This window comes from Pseudoduganella lutea (assembly GCF_004209755.1).
GTDB classification, from domain to species: Bacteria; Pseudomonadota; Gammaproteobacteria; order Burkholderiales; family Burkholderiaceae_D; genus Rugamonas; species Rugamonas lutea.
Genome location: NZ_CP035913.1, coordinates 555865 through 580457, shown reverse-complemented (window position 1 = coordinate 580457; position 24593 = coordinate 555865). Strand labels below are relative to the sequence as shown.

The window sequence follows — 24593 nt, the reverse complement described above, 5'->3', positions numbered from 1 at the left end:
CGGCTGCCTGACGCTGCGGTTCAGGCAGCAATCAGGACAGACTGCTGCGACGGCATGCCGGCCGCGGCGATGCCGCGCAGTTCGGCCAGGCCAGCGGCCAGCGGGATCTCCTTGCCATCCAGCAAAGCGCCGACAAGGCCGATGGCCAGGTTCAGCGCCGCATTGGCCACGGTGCCGCAGCGGAACGGCAGGATCAGCCGGTAGCGGCCCGGCATCTTCGGCACGCCGCCGACAAACCCCATCATCACTTCGTCGCCGGTCAGGCGGTGCAGTTCGATCGCCACGCTCTGGATCAGGCGCGCCAGTTGCAGGCCGCGGCCCGGCGCATCCACGTCGTCACCCACCACGCCGATGAGGCTGCGGCCCTGGCGCAGGCCGGGCAGCGCCGTCTTCAGGCTCGTTCGCAGGCGCTGCATGTCGCTGGCGGAATAAGGAGCAGGGTGGCCGAGGTCGAGAATGCTCAGCAGGCAGGGCTCGGTGCAGTAACGGTTGGCACCGTCGAGGTAACGCTGGTCGATTATGTTCATGTTGTAACCATCCTTCAAAACAACAGCCAACGCGAGACCGGGAGGTCTGGCGCTGGCGGAATGGTTGGCATTATCTCAACGAAAGCCGCCGGGCGGCATCGGTGCCTTTCTGGTAGCGCTGTAAGACGACGCTTACAGCTGAGCTATCGACCACTGCGCGGCGGTCAACCTTCCTCGCGGCGGCGGCGCAGCCAGATCGCGCCCGCGATCATGGCGCCGCCGGCCAGCGCGCCGCCGATCATTTCCGGCGTTGCCACGGCGGCCCACGACGACTGGTAGATCATGTCGAACGCCGCCACCGGGCCCCGCGTGTTGGCCGTGATGTCCATGTCGCGCGCCCGGTGGGCCACGTCGCTGGCCATCAGCCAGGTGCCGGGTACCACGCCGATCAGCAGCCGGGAGATGAGCTTTTCGATCAGCCACTGCGTGTTGACCGCGACCTGCAGGCCCTTCTGCATCCACACGACAAAGATCATCGTTGCCAGTGGCACGCCCACGGCCCACAGGAAGACCTTGGCGCGGGCCCAGGCGGAAACCAGCAGCAGCCAGCCCACCGTTGGCAGCGCCCACAGCGCATACACGGGCAACAGCGACAGCATCTTCAATGGACCGAGCCAGAATTGCGGGTGCGACAGCACCTGCGGGAACACATTCACGCCCTTGATGGCGAGGGCGGTCAGGCCGATGGCGACGAGGATCAGCGACGTGGCCAGTTCCACCACGATCATCAGGAGCGGAATGCCGATCAGCGCCAGCGCCGCCTTCGACAGCACGGTGGCCGCGTCCGATACCGGCAGCGATTTCCAGAACAGGATGCTGCGGTCGCGCCGTTCGTCGTACAAGGCGCCGAGGCTGTAGAAGAACACCATGAAGGCGAGCGCCAGGTAGATCGGTGCCGCGCCCACGGGCGAGACGGCGACAATGCCCTCGGCAAGGCGCTGTTGCTGTCGTTCGCCCAGCTCGATGGTCGTTCCCGCGACGGACGTCGTCACGCCATCGACCTGGATCGTGGCGTTGTGGCCGGTGATGGCCACCCCCGTCACGATCACGATCATCAGGGCGGCCAGGGCCAGCGGCACCCAGGCAAGCATGCCCTTGTGCTCCCACATCTCGCGGCGCAGCAGCCATTGCATCGTTTTCGCGTTCATTCGTAGCTCCCTTTCATGCTGGCGACGAACAGGTCCGCCACGCTGGGCGTGCGCATTTCGCCAAGGTTTTCAAGCTGCTGCCTGGGCACGCCGTCGAACAGCATCACGCTCTTGCCGAACACGGTGCGCTGCGTCAGCGGCTGCAGCGCGGCAGCCGCCGCGGCATGCTGCGGGTGCACCATCACTTCGGTATAGCGCTCGCCGATCTCTTCCATCGAGGCGGCCAGTGCGATGCGGCCTTCGCGGATGAACAGCACGTCCGTGAGGATGTGTTCCACTTCTTCGATCTGGTGGGTGGTAATGACGATCGTCTTGTGCTCGTCGAAGTAGTCTTCCAGCAGGTTCTGGTAGAAGCCCTTGCGGTACAGGATGTCCAGCCCCAGCGTCGGTTCGTCCAGCACGAGAAGCCGTGCGTCGATCGCCATCACGAGCGCCAGGTGGAGTTGCACGATCATGCCCTTCGACATGGCATTCACGCGCATGCCCGGTGTCAGCTTCGTGCCGGCGATATAGCGTTCGGCCTTCGCGCGATCGAAGCGCGGGTGGATGCCGGCCACGAAATCGATCGCGTCCTTCACCTTCAGCCAGCGGGGCAGGATGGCCACGTCGGCGATGAAGCACACGTCCTTCATCAGTTCGTCGCGCTGCGTGCGCGGATCGAGGCCCAGCACCGACAATTCGCCGTCGAACTGGCACAGGCCCAGGGCCGCCTTCAGCGTGGTGGTCTTGCCGGAACCGTTCGGCCCGATCAGGCCGACGATACGGCCCGGCTGCACGTCGAAGGTCAGGCCGTCGAGCGCGGTGCTCTTGCCATAGCGCTTGACGAGATTGCGGGCGGTGATGACGGCGCTCATGGTGCGCTCCCCGGCTGCGCGCCGCGCAACAGCTGCTCCAGGTCCAGCCCGAGCCGGCGGATGCGTTCGACCATCGCCGGCCATTCCTCGCGCAGGAAGCGCTCCCGTTCGGATGCCAGCAGTTTTTCCACTGCGCCTTCAGTCACGTACATACCCACCCCCCTTCGTTTTTCCACCAAGGTTTCATCGACCAGCTCCTGATAGGCCCGCGACACGGTGATCGGGTTCAACTGGTAGTCGGCCGCCACCTGCCGTACCGAGGGCAGGGCGTCGCCGGGCTTGAGCAAGCCATCGAGCATCATGCCGATCATCCGCTCCTTCAGCTGGCGGTAGATCGGCGCATTGTCATTCCACATACATGGGTCCTCCCGTGTCGGTGCGTTATTGAGGTGGTGATGTAGTGAACTATAACACCAAAACGGCGGAGCGCAAGCGACGGTGAAAAAATCATGGGATTGAGCGACGAAAAACGGCTTGCGTGTGGCCACCAATGGTCCATGAAGGATGCCCGGCGCCCGCCGAAACATCTTTATTTGGTCAATATCGAGATATTGTCATCGAATATATCCGTCATTTATCTCCGTGATTATCGGCGCAAAGCCGCATATTTACTGGCATGCGTATTTCAACGATTACAATAAAAATATCCTGACAAAAAAATATAACTTTCCGGAAATACGTAGTAATACGGATCGGGAAAATCGTAATTGCGCACCGCAAAAAACGCGTGCTATATTGTTTCGACAGATGGAGCTTCGTTGACATTTCCCGGGCAATTACGAGGAGATGCCGCGGCTTCGCCATTCATTGCCAGTGCGGTGCCTCTCTCAGTCGGGAGCACTGCCGCCCACGATTATTATTCGATAATCAGCGTTTCTTATTACAGATTCGTGGGATGAGGGGCTGGCGCGTACGACTGATAATCGATTCGAACGCGTGTGCCATGAATATCCATCACCTCAAGCAAGATATCCCGGCAGGGATTGTGGTTTTCCTCGTTGCCCTGCCTTTATGCCTCGGCATTGCCCTGGCCTCCGGTGCGCCCCTGTTTTCCGGGATTATCTCGGGCATCATCGGAGGCATTGTCGTCGGGCTTCTCAGCGGCTCGCATACCAGCGTCAGCGGTCCCGCCGCGGGCCTCGCCGCCGTGGTACTGGCGTCCATCACGAAACTCGGCGCATTTGAGATCCTGCTGGCGTCCATCGTGATCGCCGGCTTCCTGCAACTGGCCCTCGGCATTGCCCGCGCCGGTTTCATCGCCAACTACGTGCCGTCCAACGTCATCAAGGGCTTGCTGGCGGCCATCGGTGTGCTGCTGATCCTCAAGCAGATCCCGCACGCCCTCGGCTACGACGCCAACAACGCCGACGAGTATTCGTTCTTCCAGGCCAACGGCGAAACCACATTCTCGGCGCTCGGCAGCGCCCTGGGCAGCATCACGCCGGGCGCCGTCATTATCGCCGCGCTGTCGATGCTGGTGCTGCTGTACTGGGACCGCACGCCGCTCAAGAACGTCAAGCTGCTGCCTGCGCCGCTGTTCGTCGTCGTGCTCGGCGTCGCGCTGCACCTGCTGTTCAGCCGCTTCACGCCGGGCCTGAGCCTGGAACAGTCGCACCTCGTGGAGATCCCGCCGGTCGACGTCGGCAATCTCGGTGCCTACCTGAACTTCCCGGAACTGCGCCATTTCGCCAACCCGGACGTGTGGTTCGTGGGCGCCACGATCGCCATCGTGGCGTCGCTGGAAACGCTGCTGAACGTGGAAGCGGTGGACAAGGTCGACCCCCACAAGCGTGAAACACCGCCGAACCGCGAGCTGGTCGCGCAGGGCGTGGGCAATATCTGCGCAGGCCTGCTGGGCGGCCTGCCCGTCACGTCCGTGATCGTGCGCAGCTCTGTCAATATCCAGACGGGTAACGCTACCAAGGCATCTGCCGTGTTCCATGGCCTGCTGCTGCTCGCCGCCGTGCTGGTGCTGAGCCCCGTGCTGAACCAGATTCCGCTGGCCGCGCTGGCCGCGATCCTCATCATGACCGGCTACAAGCTGGCCAAGGTTTCGCTGTTCCGCGACATGTACACGAAGGGCGCGTCGCAATTCGTGCCGTTCGTGGTCACGGTGGCGGCGATCGTGCTGACCGACCTGCTGATGGGTGTGATGATCGGCCTGGCCGCCAGCCTGTTCTACCTGCTGCGCAGCAATTTCCGCAACCCGTTCGCGATCGAGCAATACCGCCTGCATATCGGCGAAGTGATCAAGATGGAGTTGCCGAACCAGGTATCGTTCCTGAACAAGGCCACGATCAAGACGGCGCTGTGGGACGTGCCGCCCGGCTCGAAAGTGCTGATCGACGCGACCAACGCCGACTACATCGACAACGACGTGCTGGAAACGATCGAGGACTACCGCGTGGCCGCTTCGGAACGCGACGTGCAACTGAACGTGATCGGCCTGCGCGACGAGTACAGCCTGGCCGACCCGATCCAGTTCGTGCCGGCGCTCGACAAGGAAACCCAGACGAGGCTGCAGCCCGAGGACGTGCTGCAACTGCTCAAGGATGGCAACGAGCGCTTCCAGGCGGGCCGGTGGATCAAGAAATACTACCTGCACCAGGTCGATGCCACCGCCGGCGGGCAGCACCCGATGGCCGTGGTGGTCAATTGCATCGACTCGCGCACCTCGCCGGAGATCATCTTCGATGCCGGCCTGGGCGACCTGCTGACGATCCGCATCGCCGGCAACGTGATCAGCGACGAGATCATCGGCAGCCTGGAAATCGCCCACAAGCTGGGTGCCAAGCTGATCGTCGTGAAAGGGCACTCCAGTTGCGGCGCGATCGGGCTGGCGCTGAAGAACGTGGATGCGCACAGCATCGGCACGATCACCGGCAAGATCCAGACGTCGATCTGGCAGTGCCAGTGCGCATCGCACGGGGCGCCGGCACCGGCCGGCAAGGAGCTGCTCGAACAGGTCACGCGGCAGAATGTCGAGAATTCGCTCGCAGAAATCATCAATGGCAGCGAATACCTGCGCGATTGCATCGCGCGGGGCGAGATGGGCCTTGTCGGTGCCTACCACGACATCGCCACGCGCACCGTGGAGTTCGGCGAGCTGATCACGCCGGACCGCTTCGACCGCTACCGCTCCGACAGGGCCGGGCTGGCTGCCTGATCCACCAGGCCGGCGCTCCGGCCGATGAGTTCGAGTGCATTCGACGTGGCGGCGCCGCTTGCCGTATTGTCGAGGATGCACCAGGAGCCGGGGTGCCGCGCCAGCCAGGCGCGCACCTCGTCCATCCGTTCCGGCGTGTAGCGCGAATAATAGATGCGCGGGTTGCCATGAAGCCGCACGTAGGCCGGCGCCGTGGTCGGTTCGAACGCGCCACTGTAGCCGACCACCGGGTCGGCCAGCACGCGCGTGACCCCGGCCTGGTGGAGCAGGCTCGTTGCCGCGGGCGTGAACCACGTGGCGTGCCGCGCCTCGCACGCGATCATGCACGTGAAGCGCTGTTGCAGCGCGGTGAACAGCGCGGCGGCGGCGGCGGTATCCAGCGCCAGGCTGGGCGGCAACTGCACCAGCACGGCACCGAGCCTGTCGCCCAATGCCCCGGCCTCTCCCGCGAAACGGGCCAGCAGGTCGTCGACGCCGTGCAGCCTCGCTTCATGCGTGATGGTGCGCGGCAGTTTCACCGCGAAGCAGAACGCCGGCGGCGTGGCGGCGGCCCAGCGCTCATAGGTTTTCGGCTGGTGCGGCCGGTAGAAACTCGTGTTGATCTCGACCGCGTTGAAGACAGCCGCGTAGCGTTCGAGCTGGCTGCCCTCGGCCGGAAACGCGGGCCAGGTGTCACGGGGCAGGCTCCAGCCGGCAGTGCCGATCAATGGGGACGAATGGTCGGATAAGGTTGGCATGGCCTCACATTACGCCGCCCGCTCCGACGCAACCGTTCGCTCCCGCACACCGGCCCTGGCTGCCTGCATCTGTGACGGTGACTGTTACATTATTTGACACATTTCCAGCTTCGATCGGCTATCATCCGCACTCTTTTGATTGAAAGGGTGGGGGCGACGATGTCTTACGCACGCAGGTTCCTGTTGATCGCGCCGTTGGCCGCGGCTGCCTTGCTGGCGGGCTGCGCCAGCCTGACGGGCCCACGCGAAGTGGACGTGCCGCTGGAGCGCCTGCAGCGCGGCCTGGACGAGCGCTTCCCGTTGCAGCAACGTGCGCTTGGCGTATTCGAACTGGAGCTCTCCCGGCCCCAGCTGGCGATCCTGCGCGACAACGACCGGCTGGCGCTGTCCGCCACGGTTGCCGTCACGTCGCCGCTGCTGCGGCCCCTGCAGGGCAACGTGGCGCTGTCCGGCCGGCTGCAGGTCGACAATGTGCGCAACGCGGTCGTGCTCTCTGACGCGCGCATCGATGGTTTCTCCGTCGGCGGTGTCGATACGGCCACACGGGGCCAGCTGGCGGCTGCCGCCAACGTCGTCGTCGAGCGCATCGTTCGCGACGTGCCCGTGTACCACTTCCGCCCGGACGAGCTGCGGTATCTCGGCGTGCAATATGTGCCGACGACGATCCACACCACGCGCGAGGGCTTGCGGGTGCGCTTCGAGCCCGCCAAGTGACGTGATTGCCTTGCAGCTCGTAAGTTGCACGGGGGAATCAAAAATCCTAGAATGAACACACGGTAAACAGGTGGAGAGCGCAGGTGGAGAGCGCAATGATGGTCGGAATCGGGTTGCACGTGCTGGTCGCGGTTTTTTTTGCCGTGCACGCGATCCGCAGCCGGCAGCAGAGGGTCTGGCTGATGATCCTGTTCATCTTCCCGCTGCTGGGCAGCCTTGTCTATTTCCTTGGCATTTACCTGCCGCGCTCACGCCTCGATCGCGGCGACGGCACGCCGGTGCCCGGCCCCGCGCGGGCACCCGACCCCACGCGTGAACTGCGCGAAGCGCAGGCCGCCGTGGCATTCACCCCCACGGCGCAGAACCAGATGCGCCTGGCCCATGCCCAGCTCGAGGCTGGCGATGCGGAAGGTGCCGCCGCCACGTTCGCCACCTGCCTGCAAGGCGCATTCGCGGGCGACCCGGACATTCGCCTGGGCGCCGCCCGCGCAAGCTTCGCCTGTGGCCGTCATGCCGAGGCGCTGGCGCAGCTGGAGCAGTTGCGGCGCACCGATCCGCATTTCCGCCCTGAACAAACGAGCTTGCTCATGGCGCGCGCGCTGCATGGCGCCGGCCACCCCGACGCCGCGCGCGCCGAGTTCGAAGCGGCCGTGCGTCGCCATGGCAGTTTCGAGGCCAAGGTCGAGTTCGCGATCTGGGCGGCGGATGCACGTGAATTCCAGCTGGCGCACCGCCTGCAAAACGACCTGCACGCGACGATGGACCGCTGGAACCGCCACACGCATGCGATGAACCTGCCGCTGATCCGCCGCCTCGAGGCGGCTTATGCCGGCGTGCCGCGCCAGCACTAGCACTAGCAATAGCGCTACGCGCGCAGTGGGTCAGGCGAGGGTGCTGCGCAGCAGCTTGTAGGCCGCCAGCCTTTCCTTCAGCCCCACCGTGCCGCCGTTGATGCGCCGCGTGATTTCCGTGAAATCTTCCAGGTCGTCGTCCGGCTTGTCATGGTCGGCCAGCGCATTCAGGCCGCGGCTGTCCCAGAACCATGCGGCCGACAGTGCCGCCACTTCCTTCGATACCAGGCGGTCGGGCGTGCCCAGCAAATCCAGGCCCAGCGCTTCGCCAGCCTGGCGGTAGTTGCTGCGACCCGTCAGCTGGATGAGCCCGCGGCCGCGGAAGAGAAAGCCGTCGCCGCTGGCTTCATCGCCATTGCCCATCCGCCGCGCATACACGAAATTGGCCAGCCGCTCCGGGTTCTGCACGAACGGCGTGGCGCTCGCGACGCTGGGAAAGCGCTTCGGCCACACGGCCATCAGCCGTGCGGGCGTGCGGTAGAACAGCGATTCCTCCAGCCGGTTGAAGTGACCCGATTCGTGGCTGGTTTGCGCCAGGAACGCGCACACGCGGTCGCGCGTGGTGATGTGGAAGCGGACCAGTGCACTGTCGAGCGCGGTGGCCCAGTCATCCGCATCGGCGCAGTCGGGAAATACCTGGCGCAAAGTGTCTCCATTCAGCATGATGGCTCCTCAGGATGGACGGCGGGCCTCTTGTGGCCGCCCTGATCGTTATGGTTGTTCACCATCCAGCTTATTTCGTGGCGTGCGATTTTCAAGTAACCTGCCTGTTTCTTTGCGAGGAATACCACAGTGCCCCAGCCAGCTTCCACGTCGCTGTCGCGCTACCTGCTGGCCCAGGCGTACAACAATGCCTGGTCCGACCACCGGCTGCTGCGCGCCTGCAATACCTTGTCGCAAGCCGCGTTCGAAGACCAGTCTCGCACGAGTTTCTTCCCCAGCATCCGCTACACGCTGAACCATAACCTGGGCGTGCAGCGCTTCTACCTCGATGCGCTGTGGCGCGACTGGCGCGGCGAGCCACCCCACCCGGATTACCACACATTCTTCGAACCGGAAGAGCCCTATGCCACCTGCCCCCCGCTGTGGCAGGCGCAGCGCGAAAGCAACGACTCGCTGATCGCCTATTGTTCCGGGCTGCGCGACGAGGTGCTGGACGCCGTCGTCGCCATCGATCGTGGCGACCATGTGCAGCGCGATACCCGCCAGCGCCTGCTGGCGCACCTGTTCCAGCACCAGGTGCACCACCGCGGGCAAGTCCACGCCATGCTGGCCGGCACGCCGGTGGCGCCACCGCAACTGGACGAGTTCTATTCGGCGGGGGAAGCCGACCTCCGGGCGCAGGACTTTGCCGAGCTGGGGTGGACCGAACAACAAGTCTGGCCGTAACGCAAAACTGGGGACGTACCCCTGTTTGCAGGCAAAACTAGGGACGTACCCCTGTTTCGCGGCAAAACTAGGGACGTACCGGGACGCCGGACCGCCCTGTTTCCAGGCAAAACTGAAGATATACCGGGACGCCGGCCGCCCATGTTTGCAGGCAACTCTGCAAGGAGGGCCGTGTGCAATATTTCCGCTAAACCAGGGTACGTCCCCAGTTTTGGTTCAATGCAAGATGGTGCCGTCGAGCGCGTGCCGCGTGATCGCACCCTCGTCGTCGATGGCGATCCACCCGCCCCGTGGCGGCGTGGCTTCCGGCTCCCAATCGGGCAGCACGTAGCGCAGTGTGCCCGCCACGGCATGCAGGGCAGGGCGGTGCGTGTGACCGTGGATCATCACGCTGGCGTTCGTTTGCGCGAAGACGGCGGCGATCGCCTGTGGCGTCACGTCCATGATTTCATAGGATTTTTCGCCCTGGTCCTTGCGGCTGTTGTCGCGCAGGCCGGCAATGATGGCCTTGCGCTGCGCCAGCGGCATCGCCAGGAACTGCTGTTGCCAGGCGGGCTCGCGCACCTGCGCGCGGAAGGCCATGTATTTCGTATCGTCGGTGCATTGCGCATCGCCGTGCACGAGCACGATGCGGCGGCCGTGGTCTTCGATGACCCACGTTTCCGGCAGCAGGGTGAGGCCGGCCGCGTTGGCGAATCGCTCGCCGACGAGGAAATCGCGGTTGCCGGCAATCCAGAAGATGGCGACGCCGCCATCGGCCAGCGCGCGCAGCGCGGCGGCGATTCGGGTGTGGAAGGCATCGGCGAGGTCGTCGTCGCCAGCCCAGTATTCGAACAGGTCGCCCAGCAGGTAGAGTTGCCGGGCGGAGCGGGCCCGCTCATCGAGGAAGCGCAGGAACGCTTCGGTCAGCGCGGGCCGGTCGACCTGCAGGTGCAGGTCGGAGACAAACAAGATCAAGATGCGAGGCCCGATGGATTACGCGGCTTCGACCTTTTCGATGATCACGTCTTCCACCGGCACGTCGGCGAACATGCCGCTGCGCGTGGTCTTCACCTTGCGGATTTCATCGACGACTTCCTTGCCCTCGGTAACCACGCCGAACACGGCATAGCCCCAGCCATCCTGGCCCGGGTAGTCGAGGAAGCTGTTGTTCTTCACGTTGATGAAGAATTGCGCGGAAGCGGAGTGCGGTGCCGACGTGCGGGCCATCGCCAGCGTGTACGGCTCGTTCTTCAAGCCGTTCTTGGCTTCGTTTTCCACGGTCTGGTCGGCAGGCTTCTGCTTCATGCCCGGCTCGAAACCGCCGCCCTGGATCATGAAGCCATCGATCACGCGGTGGAAGATCGTGTTGTCGTAGTGGCCGGCCTTGGCGTAGTTCAGGAAGTTCTCGACGGTCTTCGGTGCTTTTTCAGCGTCCAGCTCGGCAACGATCTTGCCCTTGTTCGTGGTGATGGTAATGGTGGTCATGGTGCTTTCCTGTTGTAGGGGAAGAGTGTTCGAAAGAGGGCCGCGATCTTACCGCAGCCGATGGCAAAACGCTATTTTACTGTGCCGGCGCCGGGGCTGCTTCGGCCGGCGCTTCCGGCTGTGCCGCCGGAGCCGGTTCAGGCTGCGCCGCTTCCGTTGCCGTTGTCTCGGCCTGCGCGGTCTGTCCCGGCGCCGGCTTCGGCGCGATCGGCTTTTTCAGCAGGGTGGCCGACTTGATGACGATCGGCGTGACCGGCACGTTCTGGAACACGAAGCTTTTATCGTCGACCAGCACGCCCTTGATCTTGTCGACCACTTCATAGCCGGAAATGACGCGGCCGAACACCGTGTAGCCGACACCGTCGAAGTTCGGGTAGTCGAGCGCCATGTTGTCGGCCACGTTGATGAAGAATTGCGACGTGGCCGAGTTGGGATTGTCCATGCGCGCCATGGCCACCGAGTACGTCACGTTGTTCAAGCCGTTCTTTGATTCGCTGGGAATCGGCGGGCGGGTCGGCTTGCCTTTCAGGTCCTTCGTGTAGCCGCCGGCCTGGATCATGAAGCCGTCGATCACGCGGTGGAAGATCGTGTCCTTGTAAAAGCCGCTCTTCACATAGGCAAGGAAGTTCGCCGTGGACTTCGGCGCCTTGTCCTGGTTCAGTTCCACCACGATCTCGCCGGCGGTCGTCTTCAGGGAGACCTGCGGATTGGCCGCGAACACGGAACCGGACAGCAGCAGCCCGGCAATCATGGTTGCGGTCGACACCTTATTGTTCAGCTTATTGTTGTGCATGTTCTTGTCTTTCTGTTGCGGTTGGATATTGAGCCCAGCACATTTTAACAATGCTATACTTGGCGACCGCTCCATTCTAGACCGTCTTGGGTGGAACGAAGAACACCAGAATTAACGCAGTAGCAGCGGTGCAATTGCAGCAGAACAGTAGCAGTGCAATAGCAGCACAGTAGCAGCAGAACAAACAGAGAACTACAGCAGAACTACCGAGGGTCTGTCCGGCTTCCCAGGCGAACGAGAAACCCGGCGCGGCGTGCAAGCCGGTGCCCGGCTTTCTCATTGCGCGCTGGCGGTGGCATTCGCAAAGAATAAGAGTCCGATGAGCAACTTAAAGATCTATAACACGCTGGCGCGCGACAAACAGACGTTCACTCCCATGGAGGCCGGCAAGGTCCGCATGTATGTCTGCGGTATCACGGTCTACGATTACTGCCACGTGGGCCATGCGCGCATGATGATGGCGTTCGACGTGATCTACCGCTGGCTGACGACATCGGGCTACGACGTGCAATATGTGCGCAACGTCACGGACATCGACGACAAGATCATCCGCCGTGCGGTCGACAACAACGAATCGGTCCGCGCGCTGACGTCGCGCTTCGAGCGCTACATGGATGAGGACACGACTGCGCTGGGCATCCTGCCGCCGACCGACGTCCCGCATGCCACCGAGTACGTGCCGCAGATGCTGTCGATCATCGAGCAGCTGGAAGCCAAGGGCCTGGCCTACCAGGGCGAGGACGGCGACGTCAATTACGTGGTGCGCGGCTTCGACGGCTACGGAAAATTGTCCGGCAAGTCGCTGGACGACCTGCGCGCCGGCGAGCGCGTGGACGTCAACACCGGCAAGCGCGATCCGCTCGACTTCGTGCTGTGGAAGGCGTCGAAGGAAAGCGAACCGGCCGAAGTGAAATGGCAATCGAAGTGGGGCAGCGGCCGCCCGGGCTGGCACATCGAGTGCTCGGCGATGGCCTGCGCGCTGCTGGGCGAACAGTTCGACATCCACGGCGGTGGCCAGGACCTGCAGTTCCCGCACCACGAAAACGAAATCGCGCAATCCGAAGGCGCGTTCGGCAAGCCGCTGGCGAACTACTGGGTCCATAACGGTTTCGTGCGCGTCGATAACGAGAAAATGTCGAAATCGCTCGGCAATTTCTTCACGATCCGCGACGTGCTGAAAAAGTTCGATGCCGAAGTGGTGCGCTTCTTCATCCTGCGCGCCCACTACCGCAGCCCGCTCAATTATTCCGACGTGCACATCGACGATGCGCGCGGCGCCCTGACGCGCCTGTACACGGCGCTCGATGGCGTCGAAGGCGATGGCGCGGCACTGGACTGGAACGAAGACCACGCGAAGCGCTTCGCGGAAGCGATGGACGACGATTTCAATACGCCGGTCGCCGTGGCCGTGCTGTTCGAGCTGGCTTCCGAAGTCAATCGTTCGAAGTCGCCGGAAGCGGTGCGCCAGCTGAAAGGCCTGGCAGGCGTGCTGGGCCTGCTGGAGCGCAGCCCGCAGGCATTCCTGCAGGCCGGCGTGGCCGATGCGTTCGGTGAGGCATCCATTGCACAAGCCATCGAGGCCCGTGCGGCGGCAAAGAAGGCGCGCGACTTCGCGCAGGCGGACAAGATCCGCGCCGACCTGCTCGCCGCCGGTGTCGTCCTCGAAGACAAGCCAGACGGTACGACGAACTGGCGCCGCGCATAATGGCTCTCCAGTCCAGGGACAAATCGGGCGGCGCGGGCCGCCAGGTGGCCGTGCCGCCGTACTGGGAAGAAGCCAAGGCCGAGCTGATGCGGCGCGACCGCATCATGAACAAGCTCATTCCCCAGTTCGGCGACCTGCACCTGGTGGGGCACGACGACCCGTTCACCACCCTGGCACGCTCGATCGTCAACCAGCAGGTCACGCCGAAAGCCGCAAACGCGGCATGGCAAAAACTGCTGCTGGCGATCCCCAAGTTCACCCCCGCGCTCGTCATCAAGGCCGGCGCGGTGGAGCTGGCCGCCTGCGGCCTCTCGAAGCGCAAGACGGAATACATCCTCGACCTGGCCGACAATTTCAAGGCAAGGAAAGTGCATGCCGGCGAATGGCACCAGATGGAGGATGAAGCCGTCATCGCGGAGCTGGTCCAGATTCGCGGTATCACGCGCTGGACAGCGGAAATGTTCCTGATCTTTAACCTGCTGCGGCCGAACGTGCTGCCGCTGGACGACCCGCGCCTTATCGCCGGCATCAGCCATAACTATTTTTCCGGGGAGCCCGTTTCGCGCAGCGACGCGCGCGAAGTGTCGGCAAACTGGGAACCGTATCGTACCGTTGCTACCTGGTATTTGTGGCGTAGCCTCGATCCTGTTCCGGTAGAATAGCCAAAAAATTCTGAAGCCTCGCCCGCTCACGCCTGCGCGAGCGCGCCCTGGGTTCATACTCTCGGAGGACCAATGACCAAAACTACTTTCCTCAATTTTGAGCAGCCCATCGCGGAGCTCGATTCCAAGATTGAAGAGCTGCGCTTCGTGCAGGACGATTCCGCCGTCGACATTTCGGAAGAAATCGACCGCCTGGCCAAGAAGAGCCAGCAACTAACCAAGGACATCTACGCCAAGCTGACCCCGTGGCAAGTGTCGCAGATCGCCCGCCATCCACAGCGGCCGTACACGATGGACTACGTGAACGAGATCTTCACCGACTTCCACGAACTGCACGGCGACCGCACGTATGCGGACGACCAGTCGATCGTCGGCGGCCTGGCCCGCTTCAATGGCCAGCCCTGCATGGTGATCGGCCACCAGAAGGGCCGCGACACGAAGGAACGCGCGCTGCGCAACTTCGGCATGCCCAAGCCCGAAGGCTACCGCAAGGCCATGCGCCTGATGAAAGTGGCCGAGAAGTTCAATCTGCCGATCTTCACGTTCGTCGACACGCCCGGCGCATTCCCCGGCATCGACGCCGAAGAGCGCGGCCAGTCCGAGGCGATCGGCCACAACCTCTACGTGATGGCCGAACTGAAGGTGCCGCTGATCGCCACGATCATCGGCGAAGGCGGCTCGGGCGGCGCGCTGGCGATCGCCGTGGGCGACTCCGTGCTGATGCTGCAATACGCCACGTATTCCGTGATTTCGCCGGAAGGCTGCGCGTCGATCCTGTGGAAGACGGCCGAACGCGCCGCCGATGCGGCCGAAGCCCTCGGCCTGACCGCCCACCGCCTGAAGGCCATGGGCCTGGTCGACAAGATCGTGTCCGAGCCCCTCGGCGGCGCCCATCGCGACCCGAAGGAAATGGCCCGCCTGCTCAAGCGCGCGCTGGCCGACTCGCTGCGCCAGTTCCAGGGCGTCAAGACGAAAGACCTGCTGGACGCCCGCCACCAGAAGCTGATGAGCTACGGCAAGTTCAAGGAAACGACCTTGCCGGAATAATTTCCAGCGGCGGTGAATCACGGTGTCTGACACTATTTTCTGGGCGATTCATCCAGAAAATGGTGTCAGACACCGGTTTTCTTTTGAGGCACCAACATCGGGGACAGCCGCCAGCGCGGATTGTCCCCGATTTTTTTACGAATCATGATGTCACTCCAATCCAATCTTGCCCCGCTGTTTTCCAAGACACTGTCCGCGCTGCCGCGCGAAGCAGGGCAGCCCATCGCCATTGCCTACAGCGGCGGCCTCGATTCCTCCGTTCTGCTGCACCTGGCCCACGCGGCAGCGGGTGACGCACCGCTGTTCGCCTTCCACATCCACCACGGCCTGAGCCCGAACGCGGATGCGTGGGAATCCCACTGCGCGGCCGCATGCGCCACGCTCGGCATCACGTTCGCATCGCGCAGGGTCACGCTGGAGGACCGCAAGGCCGGCACCGAGGCATCGGCAAGGCAGGCGCGTTACCAGGCCCTGGGTGAGCTGTGCCGCGAGCATGGCGTCGCGCTGCTGCTGACGGCCCATCACCTCGACGACCAGGCCGAAACGGTGCTGCTGCAACTGGCGCGCGGGGCTGGCCCGGCCGGCCTGTCCGGCATGGATGCGTTCAACGCGGCGCCCGGCCTGCTGGGCAGCAGCGACATCCTGCTGGCCCGCCCACTGCTCGAGGTCTCGCGCGCGCAGCTGGAAGCGTACAAGAACGCGCACGCCATTACGCACATCGACGATGAGTCGAACGCCGATATCCGCCATGCCCGCAACGCGCTACGCCACACGGTGATGCCGGCACTCGCCGCGGCCTTTCCCGGCTTCCAGGAGCGCTTTGCCCGCAGCGCCGCACACGCCCGTTCCGCCCAGCGCCTGCTGACCGAGCTTGCCGAGCAGGATCTGCAGGCCGGGCTGGCGGAAGACAGCGTTGCCGTCGACCACCTGCGCGCGCTGGGCGAGGACCGCCGCAACAATCTGCTGCGGCATTGGTTCGGCGTGCGCGGCATCCGCATCCCTTCGGCCGCGTGGCTGGCCGAGATGGTGGCGCAGCTGCTGGAAGCGCGCGAGGGTGCCGAACTGCTCGTCACCCACCCCGACTGCGAAGTACGCCGCCATCGCGGCCGCGTGTACCTGGTGCCGAATCCGAAAGCGCTGGCGGGCGACGAAGAGGACGAATACGACGAACGTCCCGTCCAGCACTTCCGCTGGCAAGGCGAAGCTTCGATCGCTTTCCCCGACTATGGCGGCACGCTGCATTTCGAGCCGGTGCCGGAGGGAACGGCAGGGGAGGGGTTCGCCGCGGAATGGCTGCAACAGCAGCAATTGACGATCGCATTCCGCCGTGGCGGCGAGCGCCTCAAGCTTGCGCCGAACCGCCCCACGCGCGGCCTGAAGCAGCACCACCAGGCCCTGGGCACGCCCGCGTGGGAGCGTTCGCGGCTGCCGGTGGTCGGCATCCCCGGGCGACTGTTGTATGCGGCCGGCATCGGCATGGATTGCCATTATGTCGCCACGGAATCAAATTTCCGGATCGCAATGCGCTGGCAGGCCGAATAAAATTCGGTCACCCTGCGGGTTTCTTATGAGCTTATGCCCTAAGTGTATGACTTCATTACTTTTTTGACTTGTTCTTTTGCATTGCAGCAGGTACAGTAAAGGGCTCCCTTACTTCAACCGACTGAAAAACGCAATGGCTTTAATCGTTCATAAATACGGCGGGACGTCGATGGGATCGACGGACCGTATCAAGAACGTCGCGCGACGTGTCGCCAAATGGCACGATGCGGGACACCAGGTGGTGGTGGTGCCGTCGGCAATGTCCGGCGAAACCAATCGCCTGATCGCGCTGGCCAAGGAAATCCAGAATCCGCCCGACCCGCGCGAACTGGACATGATTGCCTCCACCGGCGAACAGGTGTCCGTCGGCCTGCTGTCGATGGCCCTGCAGGCGATCGGCAAGGCCGCCGTGTCGTATGCGGGCTGGCAGGTCGGCATCAAGACCGACTCCGCGTTCACCAAGGCGCGCATCCAGTCGATCGACGACAAGCGCGTGCGCGCCGACCTGGACCAGAACAGGATCGTGATCATCACCGGCTTCCAGGGCGTGGATGAAAACAGCAACATCGCCACGCTGGGCCGCGGCGGTTCGGACACGTCCGCCGTGGCGATCGCCGCCGCGCTGAAGGCCGACGAGTGCCTGATCTACACCGACGTGGATGGCGTCTACACGACCGACCCGCGCGTGGTGTCGGAAGCGCGCCGCCTGAAGAACATCACGTTCGAGGAAATGCTGGAAATGGCGTCGCTGGGCTCGAAAGTGCTGCAGACGCGTTCGGTGGAATTCGCCGGCAACTACCGCGTGCCGACCCGCGTGCTGTCGTCGCTGACCGACCCGCTGATGGACCTGGCCGAGGAAGCCAAGTCCGGTACTTTGATTTCGTTTGAGGAAGACAACATGGAACAAGCAGTCATCTCCGGCATCGCCTTCAACCGCGATGAAGCCAAAATCACCGTCATGGGCGTGCCTGACCGTCCGGGCGTGGCTTACCACATCCTGGGCCCGGTGGCCGACGCCAATATCGAAGTGGACATGATCATCCAGAACCAGTCCGTCGAAGGCAAGACCGACTTCACGTTCACCGTCTCCCGCAACGACTACAACAAGGCGCTGCAGGTGCTGGAAGACCAGAAGGACGAACTCAAGTTCGCTTCGCTGGTCGGCGACGCGAAAGTGTCGAAGATCTCCGTCGTCGGCGTGGGCATGCGCAGCCACGTGGGCGTGGCCTCGCAGATGTTCCGCACGCTGGCCGACGAAAGCATCAACATCATGATGATCTCGACCTCCGAGATCAAGATTTCCGTGCTGATCGACGAGAAATACATGGAACTGGCCGTGCGCGCGCTGCACAAGGCTTTCGAACTTGAAAAAGAGTAAATAGTTCAGAAAAAAACCGCCGATTTCCTTGACCAAACAGGTCGTGGCAATTACTATGGCGGGCATCTGATCTGACGCAGAAATGTTGCAGAAAAGATGATAGGTGAGTAATCATCTAGGAGACGTGGCCGAGTGGCCGAAGGCACTTCCCTGCTAAGGAAGCATATGGCTTATACCCGTATCGTGGGTTCGAATCCCACCGTCTCCGCCAGAACAAACGAGAAAGGCCTCCCCTGCGGGAGGCCTTTTTTGTTTGTTTGGACGGAGACGGTGGGATTCGAAGACCACGCGCCTGCAGGCGCGGGGGCTCTCCGAATCGCCCATCTGCTGGCGCTTTAGCGCCAGCCTCGCGCGCCGAGGGCGCGCGGCGTACGCGTCATCTTTCGCTTGGCTTCGCTTGGCTTCGCTTCGCTCATCTGCCACAGCTTCGCTGCCGCATCGTGCCGAATGCGCATGACGCGTTATCCAGGATATCCCCCTCCATCATGACGGCGTTTAACGGGGCGATTACCTTCTCCCGGGCGGCGTCGCGCCATCCGAGTCGACGAGTGTCCGTGGAGATCCCAGTAGACGGGCGCTCATGCAAACAACAACCAGTGGCTCGATGTAGACAAGTCCACCGCCAACCTGGCAGACCCCGGTGCCAACAACAGTAGCGTGGGCCTGTCCAATTTGTGCAATACCCCGCTGCTGCCATATCGAAATCGTTGTAATCACAAAACATTCCCTATAGACATAAAGATTACTTAGCCGGATAAACGAGAATTTGCAGATATCATTGGATTGACCGCCGCGAGCGGTAGTTCAACCACTCAGCAAATTCAAATGCGACAAGTAGCGCAATTGATCGCTCCGATCATCCTTTCCCTGGCAGTTTCGTGGCTTGGCCCGCCGGCGTACGCCAACGACGTAACTGCGCGCGCATTGGCTGCGCAACTGGAGACAGATGCGGCCGCGCGGCCGGCGGCAGCGCTGGCGGACCTGTCGCGCATCGATGCGGCACTGCCGGGCGCCAGCGCGCCCGTGCAGCGCGAGGTCCTGCTGCGCCTGCGCCAGCTCCACCGCGATGTCGGCGACTACCGGTCGGCTGCGGCAGTCAATGCGCGGCTGCGCTCCCTCGGCAAGCAATACCACGACCGGCTCGCGCTGGTCCAGGCGGCCCTCGGCGACCTGGACGACCAGATCCGCGCCTACAATTTCGCCGCCGCCTAGGCCGCCAAGGAAAGTATCGAGAGAGACTTCGACCTCGTTTCGATGCCGGAAGTGAATTTCGCAGCGCAGATGTCGTTTGGCCGGCTCCACCTTCTCAATAGCGAGTACGAGCGCACGCTGGCGCATTACGAAGCAGGGCGGGCACTGGCGACTCGTCTGGCGCATCCGGTTGCTGCTCGGGCGGAGGCGCTGATGAACCTCGGGCAGCTGTACAACGCATCGAAGGATCCCGCCCAGGCCTTGCGCCACGTGGACGAGGCGGCGTCCTCCGCCGATGCCTTGCGCCCGCGCATGCGCAGCCAACTTCACTTCACACGGGCGCAGGTACTGGTCAACCTCGACCGGCTCGCCGATGCGCAGGCGGCATTCCAGCGCGCACTGGAGATCGCCCGGGCCGGTGGCATCGACGTGATGGAAACATATGTACTGGGCAACATGGCCGACCTGGCGCTGCGCCGCCACCGCTGGCGCGAGGCGGAGCAACTGGCCCGCGACGCGCTGGCCGTCGCGTCGCGCAGCCATAATGAGTCCGCCGCGTTGATGGCGCGGGCCAATCTCGGTTTCGCGCTGGGCGGGCAAGGCAACATCGGCGCGGCGAGACCGCTCGTGGACAGCGCGATCGCCAAGTTCCGCGAGGATGGCAACCTGCAGGCGCTTTCCGCCATGCTCGACGAGAAAGCCAGCCTGCTCGAGCGCGTTGGACTCTACAAGGAAGGCATGGCGGTGCTGCGCGAACAGCAGGCGCTGGAGCGCAGGCAGTTCACGGTCGACCGCGCCAATGCGGTGGCCGCGCTACAGGACAAGATCGCGGATGCCGAAAACCACCGTCGCATTCAGCAGTTGCAGGAGGAAAACCGGCTGAAGGACGCCGACATCCGCAATCGCGAACTGAAGCAGCTGGCCCTGGCACTGGTGGCGCTGCTGATGCTCGCGGTGGGCGGATTCGTGTTCGTGCTGTACCGCCGCGCCGGCGAATCGAACAGTCAATTGCGCGAGCTGAACACGAAGCTCGAGTACCACGCGGAACGCGACGCGCTGACCGGCTTGTACAACCGCCGCTCGTTTGTCGAGAAGATGCGTGCGGACACCGCGGTGACACCTGTGGAGCGGCGCCGCGCCGATGCGCCAGCGAGCGACATCTACATGATCCTCGATATCGATCACTTCAAGAGGGTCAACGATACGCATGGCCATGGCGCCGGCGACCAGGTGCTGGTGGAGGTCGCGCAGCGCCTGCAACAGGCCGTGCGCGCCGGTGATACCGTGCTGCGCTGGGGCGGCGAAGAGTTCGTGATCCATTTCCGCGGGAAGCAGGGCGCCCCGGCCGCCATGCTGGGCGCGCGCATCCTGGCAGCGATCGGCGGCGCGCCGATCCAGGCCGGCAGCGTCGCGCTGGACATCACGGCCAGTGCGGGATTGATCGAGCTGCCGCTGGCTGGCGTGCCGCCATCCACCCTGGACTGGGAACGTGCCATCGCCCTGGCCGATATGGCGCTGTATCGCGCCAAGTCGGCGGGACGCAACCAATGCTGCCACGTGATCGGGCTGGCCAACGAAGCGGATGCCGGGCACCTCGCGGAACTGGAACCGGTGCAGGCCCTGGCGCTGCTGGAGACCACGACCATCGCCGGTCCATTGCGGCCGGCGTGACAACCCGCCATATCGGCGGGCCTGCAGGTCCACGTGCCCGCCGCAAGATCAACCGACGCGACGTGAGCGCATCGTTGGCCGGGCGGGACCGCAGCGTCCGGCATCGGCCGGGTGCAAACTTCGATGTCTTGCTGCCGGATCGCAGGATTGCCACCGGCATTTGCTTCAGTTCACAGCATGCGGGCACCTACTAGGGCTGGCTCTGGCTCTGGCTCTGGGCCGGGCTTGCGGTTGGCTCCGTTCGAGGCAAGGAAGCCCTGGCGGAGAGCGGCCTTACCCAGACATTGCGGAAGCTGACCGCATCGCCATGATCCTGCAGCTTGATTGGCGCGGGGCCATGCTTGCGGTAAGACGGCTTGCCCGCATACACCGACTCTCCGCGGACTTCGACATGGTTCTGCACCAGTACGCCGTTATGCAGGGCAGTGACGTAGGCGGGTGACAGCAATGACCCATCGGCGGCAAAGCGCGGCGCGGTCCAGATGACGTCATAGGTCTGCCATTCGCCGGCTTTGGCGCATGCGTCCACCAGCGGGATGTGCTGCTTGTAGATGCTGGCGGCCTGTCCATTGGCATAGGTCCTGTTGTTGGCGCAGTCGAGAATCTGGATCTCGTATCCGCTGTCGATGCCGGTCGATGCCAGGAACAGGCCGCTGTTCCCTTTGCCCTGGCCGCTGCCTGTCGCCGATGCCGGCACACGCCACTCCAGATGGATCTGGTAGTCCGTGAACAGCCTCCTGGTCTGGATATGGCCTGCCCCGGGCCGCACGGTGATCGTGCCGCCCGACACGATCCAGCCGGCCGGCTTGTCGGGCGAAGTCGTCGAAACCCATTCGGAAAGATACTGTCCGCCGAACAGCACGATCGCATCCGAAGGCGCGCTGCTTGAGGAACCAGGGATGACGCGCGGCAGGTCCGCTGTCCATACTTCCGTGTCCTTCGGGTCCGGCTCGGGAGCAGGCGCGTTTTGTGCAGCGGCGGAAAACATCGCTGAGCCGATCATGGCCGCAACGGTCTTTATCATCATCCTTCGTCCTTTGGTATGCGTGGCAGCGCAGGCATGCCTGGGTTGGCAATCCTGCCGCACCATCAGGGCCTGCTCGCGTAATTCGATCCCGGACCCACGTTCGCAGGTTTGGTGAGCTTCGATTATGCGCTACGCGACGCGGGAATGATGCTCGGCACCGTCGGGGCCATCGCCAACCGGCTTCCAATGAAGCGCCTGCGATCGTGGGGGAAGAACAGCGCGGCGGAAGGATCGCTCCTTCCGCCGCGCGATCCGGGGTAGCCGGGTCCAACGTGGAATGGCCATCAGGCCTTGATATGCGCGCTTCCCGAAATCGATTGGAGCAGTCCGTTGATCTCGGTGGTCCGGGCGTTCATCTGCGCCACGTTCAGGCCGAACGCCAGTTGGCGCTGCTGCATGTCGGTGAATGTGCTTTCCAGATCCGTCGGCGTCTGCGTGACAGGCACGCCGCACTGGGGAGCGGGGCGTGCGACCGCGGGTTCCGGAGGGCAGGGGTAGTGGGATACGCCGCCGCAGCCCATGGCCTACTTAGCCCTTGATGTGTGCCGCTTCCGAAATCGACGACAGCAGCTGGTTGATCTGCGTGGTCTTGGCATTCATTTCGGCGACTTTCAGACCCATCTCGATCTGTTTCTGCTGCATGTCGGCGTATTTCTGTTCCAGCTCGGCCGGGGTGATAGGTGTGGACATGGTGTACTCCCTTGGTGGATGAAAAGTGGTGGTATTCAACGCTGCCGGCTGGTCTGCCTGCTACCTTGTACCTTCGCGTTCGACCGGAAGAATCTTCTCATGGGGTGTCGCGCCGACGTGGATTTTTAGACAATCCTTTACATTGCCGGTCGCCTGTATCAACCGGGCCGGCGCCACTGCGAAAGGCGCCATGCACGGCAACGCGGTGCTTCATTTCGCCAGCAGCGAACCCAAGGCGGCGGCGGCTTCTTCGGGAATGAATTCGTTGAGCTGGCAGCGCAGGTATAGCAGCCGCGTCAGCGCGTCGTCATGCTGGACGCGCATGCCGGTGGCGGTCGCCCTGGCCAGCAGGTCGGCCGCCGTGCTGCCTTGCGCCTTGCACAGGACCATCGGCAGCGGCGCCTGCGCGGCGTCGTAGTAGATGGCCACCAGCTGCCCTGCATCGTCGTGCAGGACCATGGTGGCATTGGCGAAATTGTCCAGATTGTCGGGTTGCTGCATTTCCCTGGCGGTGCTCATGCGGCGCGACTTGAAGAGCGGATTGCCGTCCTGGCTGATGCGCTCGCGCTTGACTTCATCCTTCGACATCTTCAAGTCCTTGAGCCACACGTGGCGCTTGAACAGGTAATCGACAGCGGCAATGGCGAGGAACAGCGGCACCACGAAAGCGATCAGCTTGCGGAACATGGCACCGGCGACGATCAGCACGCCGCCCAGGCCGCTCTGCGGCAAGTGCGCCAGATCGTTGACATGCTGGCGCAGCAGCAGCACGACGGCGCCGCCGATCAGGGCGATGGCGAGCAGCGATTTCGCCAGGTCGAACAGCTTGCGCAGTTGGAAGAGGTTCTTCAAGCCCGCGACAGGATCGATTTTCTCGAGGGAGAACGCGATCCGCTCGGCGCTCATCGACAGCCCGACCTGCAGCGCCATGCCCGCCATGCCCAGCACGCACGCGAGCCCGAGGATGGGCAGGACAATCGCGGCCAGCGTGTCGATGGCCGCGTCGAACAGGGCCGGCACGTCGCGTTGCGGCGAGGCGATTGCACGGTGGATCAGCGTCGACAGTTGCGCCAGCTTCGCATGGATGGCGCCCAGGCCGAGCATCAGGGCGATGCACAGGGAGGCCAGCACGAGCACCCCCGCCACGTCCTGCGACACGGGAAAATTGCCCTTGCGTTTGGCATCCCGCAGCTTCTTGGCAGTGGGCTGTTCGGTCTTCTCGCCACTCATGTCCGCCGCACCATGTCAGCCGAACGCCTTCTGCAGCATCAGCGGCACGGCGCGGTAGCGCTGGACCACTTCGAGTGTCCGGTCGAGGATGAAGGGCAGCGTCCCCAGCACGATCAAACTGGCCAGCCAGGCTTTCAGCGGCCGCAGCATGTCGTCGATGGCCATGTTCGGGGCGGCCCGGTTCAGCAGGCCGACGCCCAGGTCGACCAGCAGCAGCACGATCAGCGCCCCTGCCGAAAACAGCAGCGTGAGCGAAAACATCAGCCCGACCTGGTCGGTGAAGATGTTCTGCCAGCCGGGCAGCATGCGCGGCGTGCCCGTCATGACCGGCCAGATCAGGTAGCTGGCATACATCGCCTCCAGGAATTGGCGCAATCCGCCGATCGCCAGGAAATACACGAAGAAGCATTGCGTCAGCAGGCGCGCATGGACCGAGCTCTGGTTGCCCAGCAGCGGATCGACCACCTGGCTGAACGTCAGGCCGGTCTGGAAATCGATCAGGTGGCCGATGTTTTCGATCGCCCAGAAAATCATGCCGAACGAAAAGCCGAGCAGCAGCCCCAGGGCGACTTCCTTGATCAGCAAGCCCACGGCCAGCAGCGAAAGATGCGCGATCGCCGTCTGGCCGGCAAGCGAGGGGATCACGGCGATCGACAGGGCGAAGGCGATCGCCGTCCTCACCGTGCGCGGCAGGTTTTGCGACGAGAACAGGGGCAGGATGGTCATTGCCGCCAGCATGCGCGCCATCGCCAGCACGCCGGCGATGAAGTGCGCGCCGACGATGTCGAATAACTCGAACATACG

23 protein-coding genes, 1 tRNA gene and 1 pseudogene are annotated in these 24593 nt (G+C 63.6%); 12 read left to right on the top strand and 13 right to left on the bottom strand.

The genetic code is table 11. The annotated features are described in order from the left end of the window. Window positions 1-20: 20 nt before the first annotated feature. The 4 genes from EWM63_RS02340 to EWM63_RS02325 all read right to left on the bottom strand — a co-directional run bounded on the left by EWM63_RS02340 (window position 21) and on the right by EWM63_RS02325 (window position 2885). On the bottom strand, window positions 21-527 hold the full coding sequence (locus tag EWM63_RS02340) for a cyanophycin synthetase family protein (RefSeq protein WP_130185110.1): 507 nt from the start codon (window positions 525-527) through the stop codon (window positions 21-23). Window positions 528-691: 164 nt separating this feature from the next. Next, window positions 692-1675 carry a hypothetical protein gene (locus EWM63_RS02335; RefSeq protein WP_130185109.1) on the bottom strand — a complete coding sequence of 328 codons (984 nt, stop codon included), beginning with the start codon at window positions 1673-1675 and terminating at the stop codon, window positions 692-694. Next, window positions 1672-2529, bottom strand: coding sequence for an ABC transporter ATP-binding protein (locus tag EWM63_RS02330; protein ID WP_130185108.1), 858 nt, complete (start codon window positions 2527-2529; stop codon window positions 1672-1674). Before EWM63_RS02330 ends, EWM63_RS02335 begins: the two co-directional genes overlap by 4 nt. Next, entirely contained in the window at window positions 2526-2885 is a 360-nt protein-coding gene (locus EWM63_RS02325; protein ID WP_130185107.1) for a GntR family transcriptional regulator, read from the bottom strand. Before EWM63_RS02325 ends, EWM63_RS02330 begins: the two co-directional genes overlap by 4 nt. 587 nt (window positions 2886-3472) lie before the next feature. Between EWM63_RS02325 and EWM63_RS02320 the strand changes: the two genes are divergently transcribed. After that, complete coding sequence (locus EWM63_RS02320) at window positions 3473-5695, top strand: bifunctional SulP family inorganic anion transporter/carbonic anhydrase (protein ID WP_130185106.1); 2223 nt, start codon at window positions 3473-3475, stop codon at window positions 5693-5695. Here EWM63_RS02320 and EWM63_RS02315 read toward each other — a convergent pair. Beyond that, the gene (locus EWM63_RS02315; protein ID WP_130185105.1) at window positions 5662-6432 is read right to left on the bottom strand and encodes a DUF72 domain-containing protein; all 771 of its coding nucleotides are present in this window, start codon (window positions 6430-6432) and stop codon (window positions 5662-5664) included. The genes EWM63_RS02320 and EWM63_RS02315 overlap by 34 nt on opposite strands. Window positions 6433-6591: 159 nt before the next feature. Here EWM63_RS02315 and EWM63_RS02310 point away from each other — a divergent pair, with 159 nt between their 5' ends. Then, window positions 6592-7146, top strand: coding sequence for a DUF1439 domain-containing protein (locus tag EWM63_RS02310; protein ID WP_130185104.1), 555 nt, complete (start codon window positions 6592-6594; stop codon window positions 7144-7146). Window positions 7147-7241: 95 nt separating this feature from the next. Continuing rightward, on the top strand, window positions 7242-7997 hold the full coding sequence (locus EWM63_RS02305; protein ID WP_130185103.1) for a tetratricopeptide repeat protein: 756 nt from the start codon (window positions 7242-7244) through the stop codon (window positions 7995-7997). A 30-nt stretch (window positions 7998-8027) separates the two neighbouring features. Here EWM63_RS02305 and EWM63_RS02300 read toward each other — a convergent pair whose 3' ends face one another. Continuing rightward, a complete protein-coding gene (locus EWM63_RS02300) occupies window positions 8028-8660 on the bottom strand; it encodes a glycoside hydrolase family 19 protein (protein WP_130185102.1) in 633 nt (210 codons plus the stop codon). 129 nt (window positions 8661-8789) lie between these two features. Here EWM63_RS02300 and EWM63_RS02295 point away from each other — a divergent pair, with 129 nt between their 5' ends. Next, entirely contained in the window at window positions 8790-9386 is a 597-nt protein-coding gene (locus tag EWM63_RS02295) for a DinB family protein (protein WP_207221229.1), read from the top strand. A gap of 216 nt (window positions 9387-9602) precedes the next feature. Here the strand turns inward: EWM63_RS02295 and EWM63_RS02290 are convergent, their stop codons facing one another. From EWM63_RS02290 to EWM63_RS02280, 3 genes and pseudogenes are all read right to left on the bottom strand, one after another. Then, the gene (locus tag EWM63_RS02290; protein ID WP_229487686.1) at window positions 9603-10343 is read right to left on the bottom strand and encodes a UDP-2,3-diacylglucosamine diphosphatase; all 741 of its coding nucleotides are present in this window, start codon (window positions 10341-10343) and stop codon (window positions 9603-9605) included. A gap of 18 nt (window positions 10344-10361) precedes the next feature. Beyond that, window positions 10362-10853: a peptidylprolyl isomerase gene (locus EWM63_RS02285; protein WP_130185100.1), complete on the bottom strand. Its 492-nt coding sequence runs from the start codon at window positions 10851-10853 to the stop codon at window positions 10362-10364. A 211-nt stretch (window positions 10854-11064) separates the two neighbouring features. Beyond that, window positions 11065-11604, bottom strand: a pseudogene (locus EWM63_RS02280) (peptidylprolyl isomerase); the annotation flags it as partial. A 361-nt stretch (window positions 11605-11965) separates the two neighbouring features. Between EWM63_RS02280 and cysS the strand changes: the two are divergent. From cysS to EWM63_RS02240, 8 genes are all read left to right on the top strand, one after another. Next, the gene (cysS, locus tag EWM63_RS02275) at window positions 11966-13351 is read left to right on the top strand and encodes a cysteine--tRNA ligase (protein ID WP_130185098.1); all 1386 of its coding nucleotides are present in this window, start codon (window positions 11966-11968) and stop codon (window positions 13349-13351) included. Continuing rightward, window positions 13351-14013, top strand: a complete 663-nt coding sequence (locus EWM63_RS02270; protein WP_130185097.1) for a DNA-3-methyladenine glycosylase family protein — start codon at window positions 13351-13353, stop codon at window positions 14011-14013. Before cysS ends, EWM63_RS02270 begins: the two co-directional genes overlap by 1 nt. A 72-nt stretch (window positions 14014-14085) precedes the next feature. Then, window positions 14086-15060 (top strand): acetyl-CoA carboxylase carboxyltransferase subunit alpha, encoded by a 975-nt coding sequence (locus EWM63_RS02265; RefSeq protein ID WP_130185096.1) that lies wholly within the window; start codon window positions 14086-14088, stop codon window positions 15058-15060. Between the two features lie 144 nt (window positions 15061-15204). Next, on the top strand, window positions 15205-16602 hold the full coding sequence (gene tilS / locus EWM63_RS02260; RefSeq protein WP_130185095.1) for a tRNA lysidine(34) synthetase TilS: 1398 nt from the start codon (window positions 15205-15207) through the stop codon (window positions 16600-16602). Between the two features lie 133 nt (window positions 16603-16735). Beyond that, window positions 16736-17980 (top strand): aspartate kinase, encoded by a 1245-nt coding sequence (locus EWM63_RS02255; protein ID WP_130185094.1) that lies wholly within the window; start codon window positions 16736-16738, stop codon window positions 17978-17980. Window positions 17981-18098: 118 nt separating this feature from the next. Then, window positions 18099-18191 (top strand) — tRNA-Ser (locus EWM63_RS02250). Between the two features lie 614 nt (window positions 18192-18805). Further along, window positions 18806-19192, top strand: coding sequence for a hypothetical protein (locus EWM63_RS02245; RefSeq protein ID WP_130185093.1), 387 nt, complete (start codon window positions 18806-18808; stop codon window positions 19190-19192). Window positions 19193-19384: 192 nt separating this feature from the next. Then, window positions 19385-20842: a tetratricopeptide repeat-containing diguanylate cyclase gene (locus EWM63_RS02240; protein WP_130185092.1), complete on the top strand. Its 1458-nt coding sequence runs from the start codon at window positions 19385-19387 to the stop codon at window positions 20840-20842. A 190-nt stretch (window positions 20843-21032) separates the two neighbouring features. On the opposite strand, the gene EWM63_RS02235 is transcribed toward EWM63_RS02240, so the two are convergent. The 4 genes from EWM63_RS02235 to sctT form a co-directional block, all read right to left on the bottom strand. Further along, window positions 21033-21932, bottom strand: coding sequence for a 3-keto-disaccharide hydrolase (locus EWM63_RS02235; protein ID WP_229487685.1), 900 nt, complete (start codon window positions 21930-21932; stop codon window positions 21033-21035). Between the two features lie 465 nt (window positions 21933-22397). After that, complete coding sequence (locus EWM63_RS31670; protein ID WP_165390735.1) at window positions 22398-22559, bottom strand: hypothetical protein; 162 nt, start codon at window positions 22557-22559, stop codon at window positions 22398-22400. 210 nt (window positions 22560-22769) lie between these two features. Continuing rightward, entirely contained in the window at window positions 22770-23789 is a 1020-nt protein-coding gene (locus EWM63_RS02230) for an EscU/YscU/HrcU family type III secretion system export apparatus switch protein (protein WP_130185091.1), read from the bottom strand. Window positions 23790-23804: 15 nt separating this feature from the next. Then, window positions 23805-24590, bottom strand: a complete 786-nt coding sequence (sctT, locus tag EWM63_RS02225; protein ID WP_130185090.1) for a type III secretion system export apparatus subunit SctT — start codon at window positions 24588-24590, stop codon at window positions 23805-23807. Window positions 24591-24593: the final 3 nt, after the last annotated feature.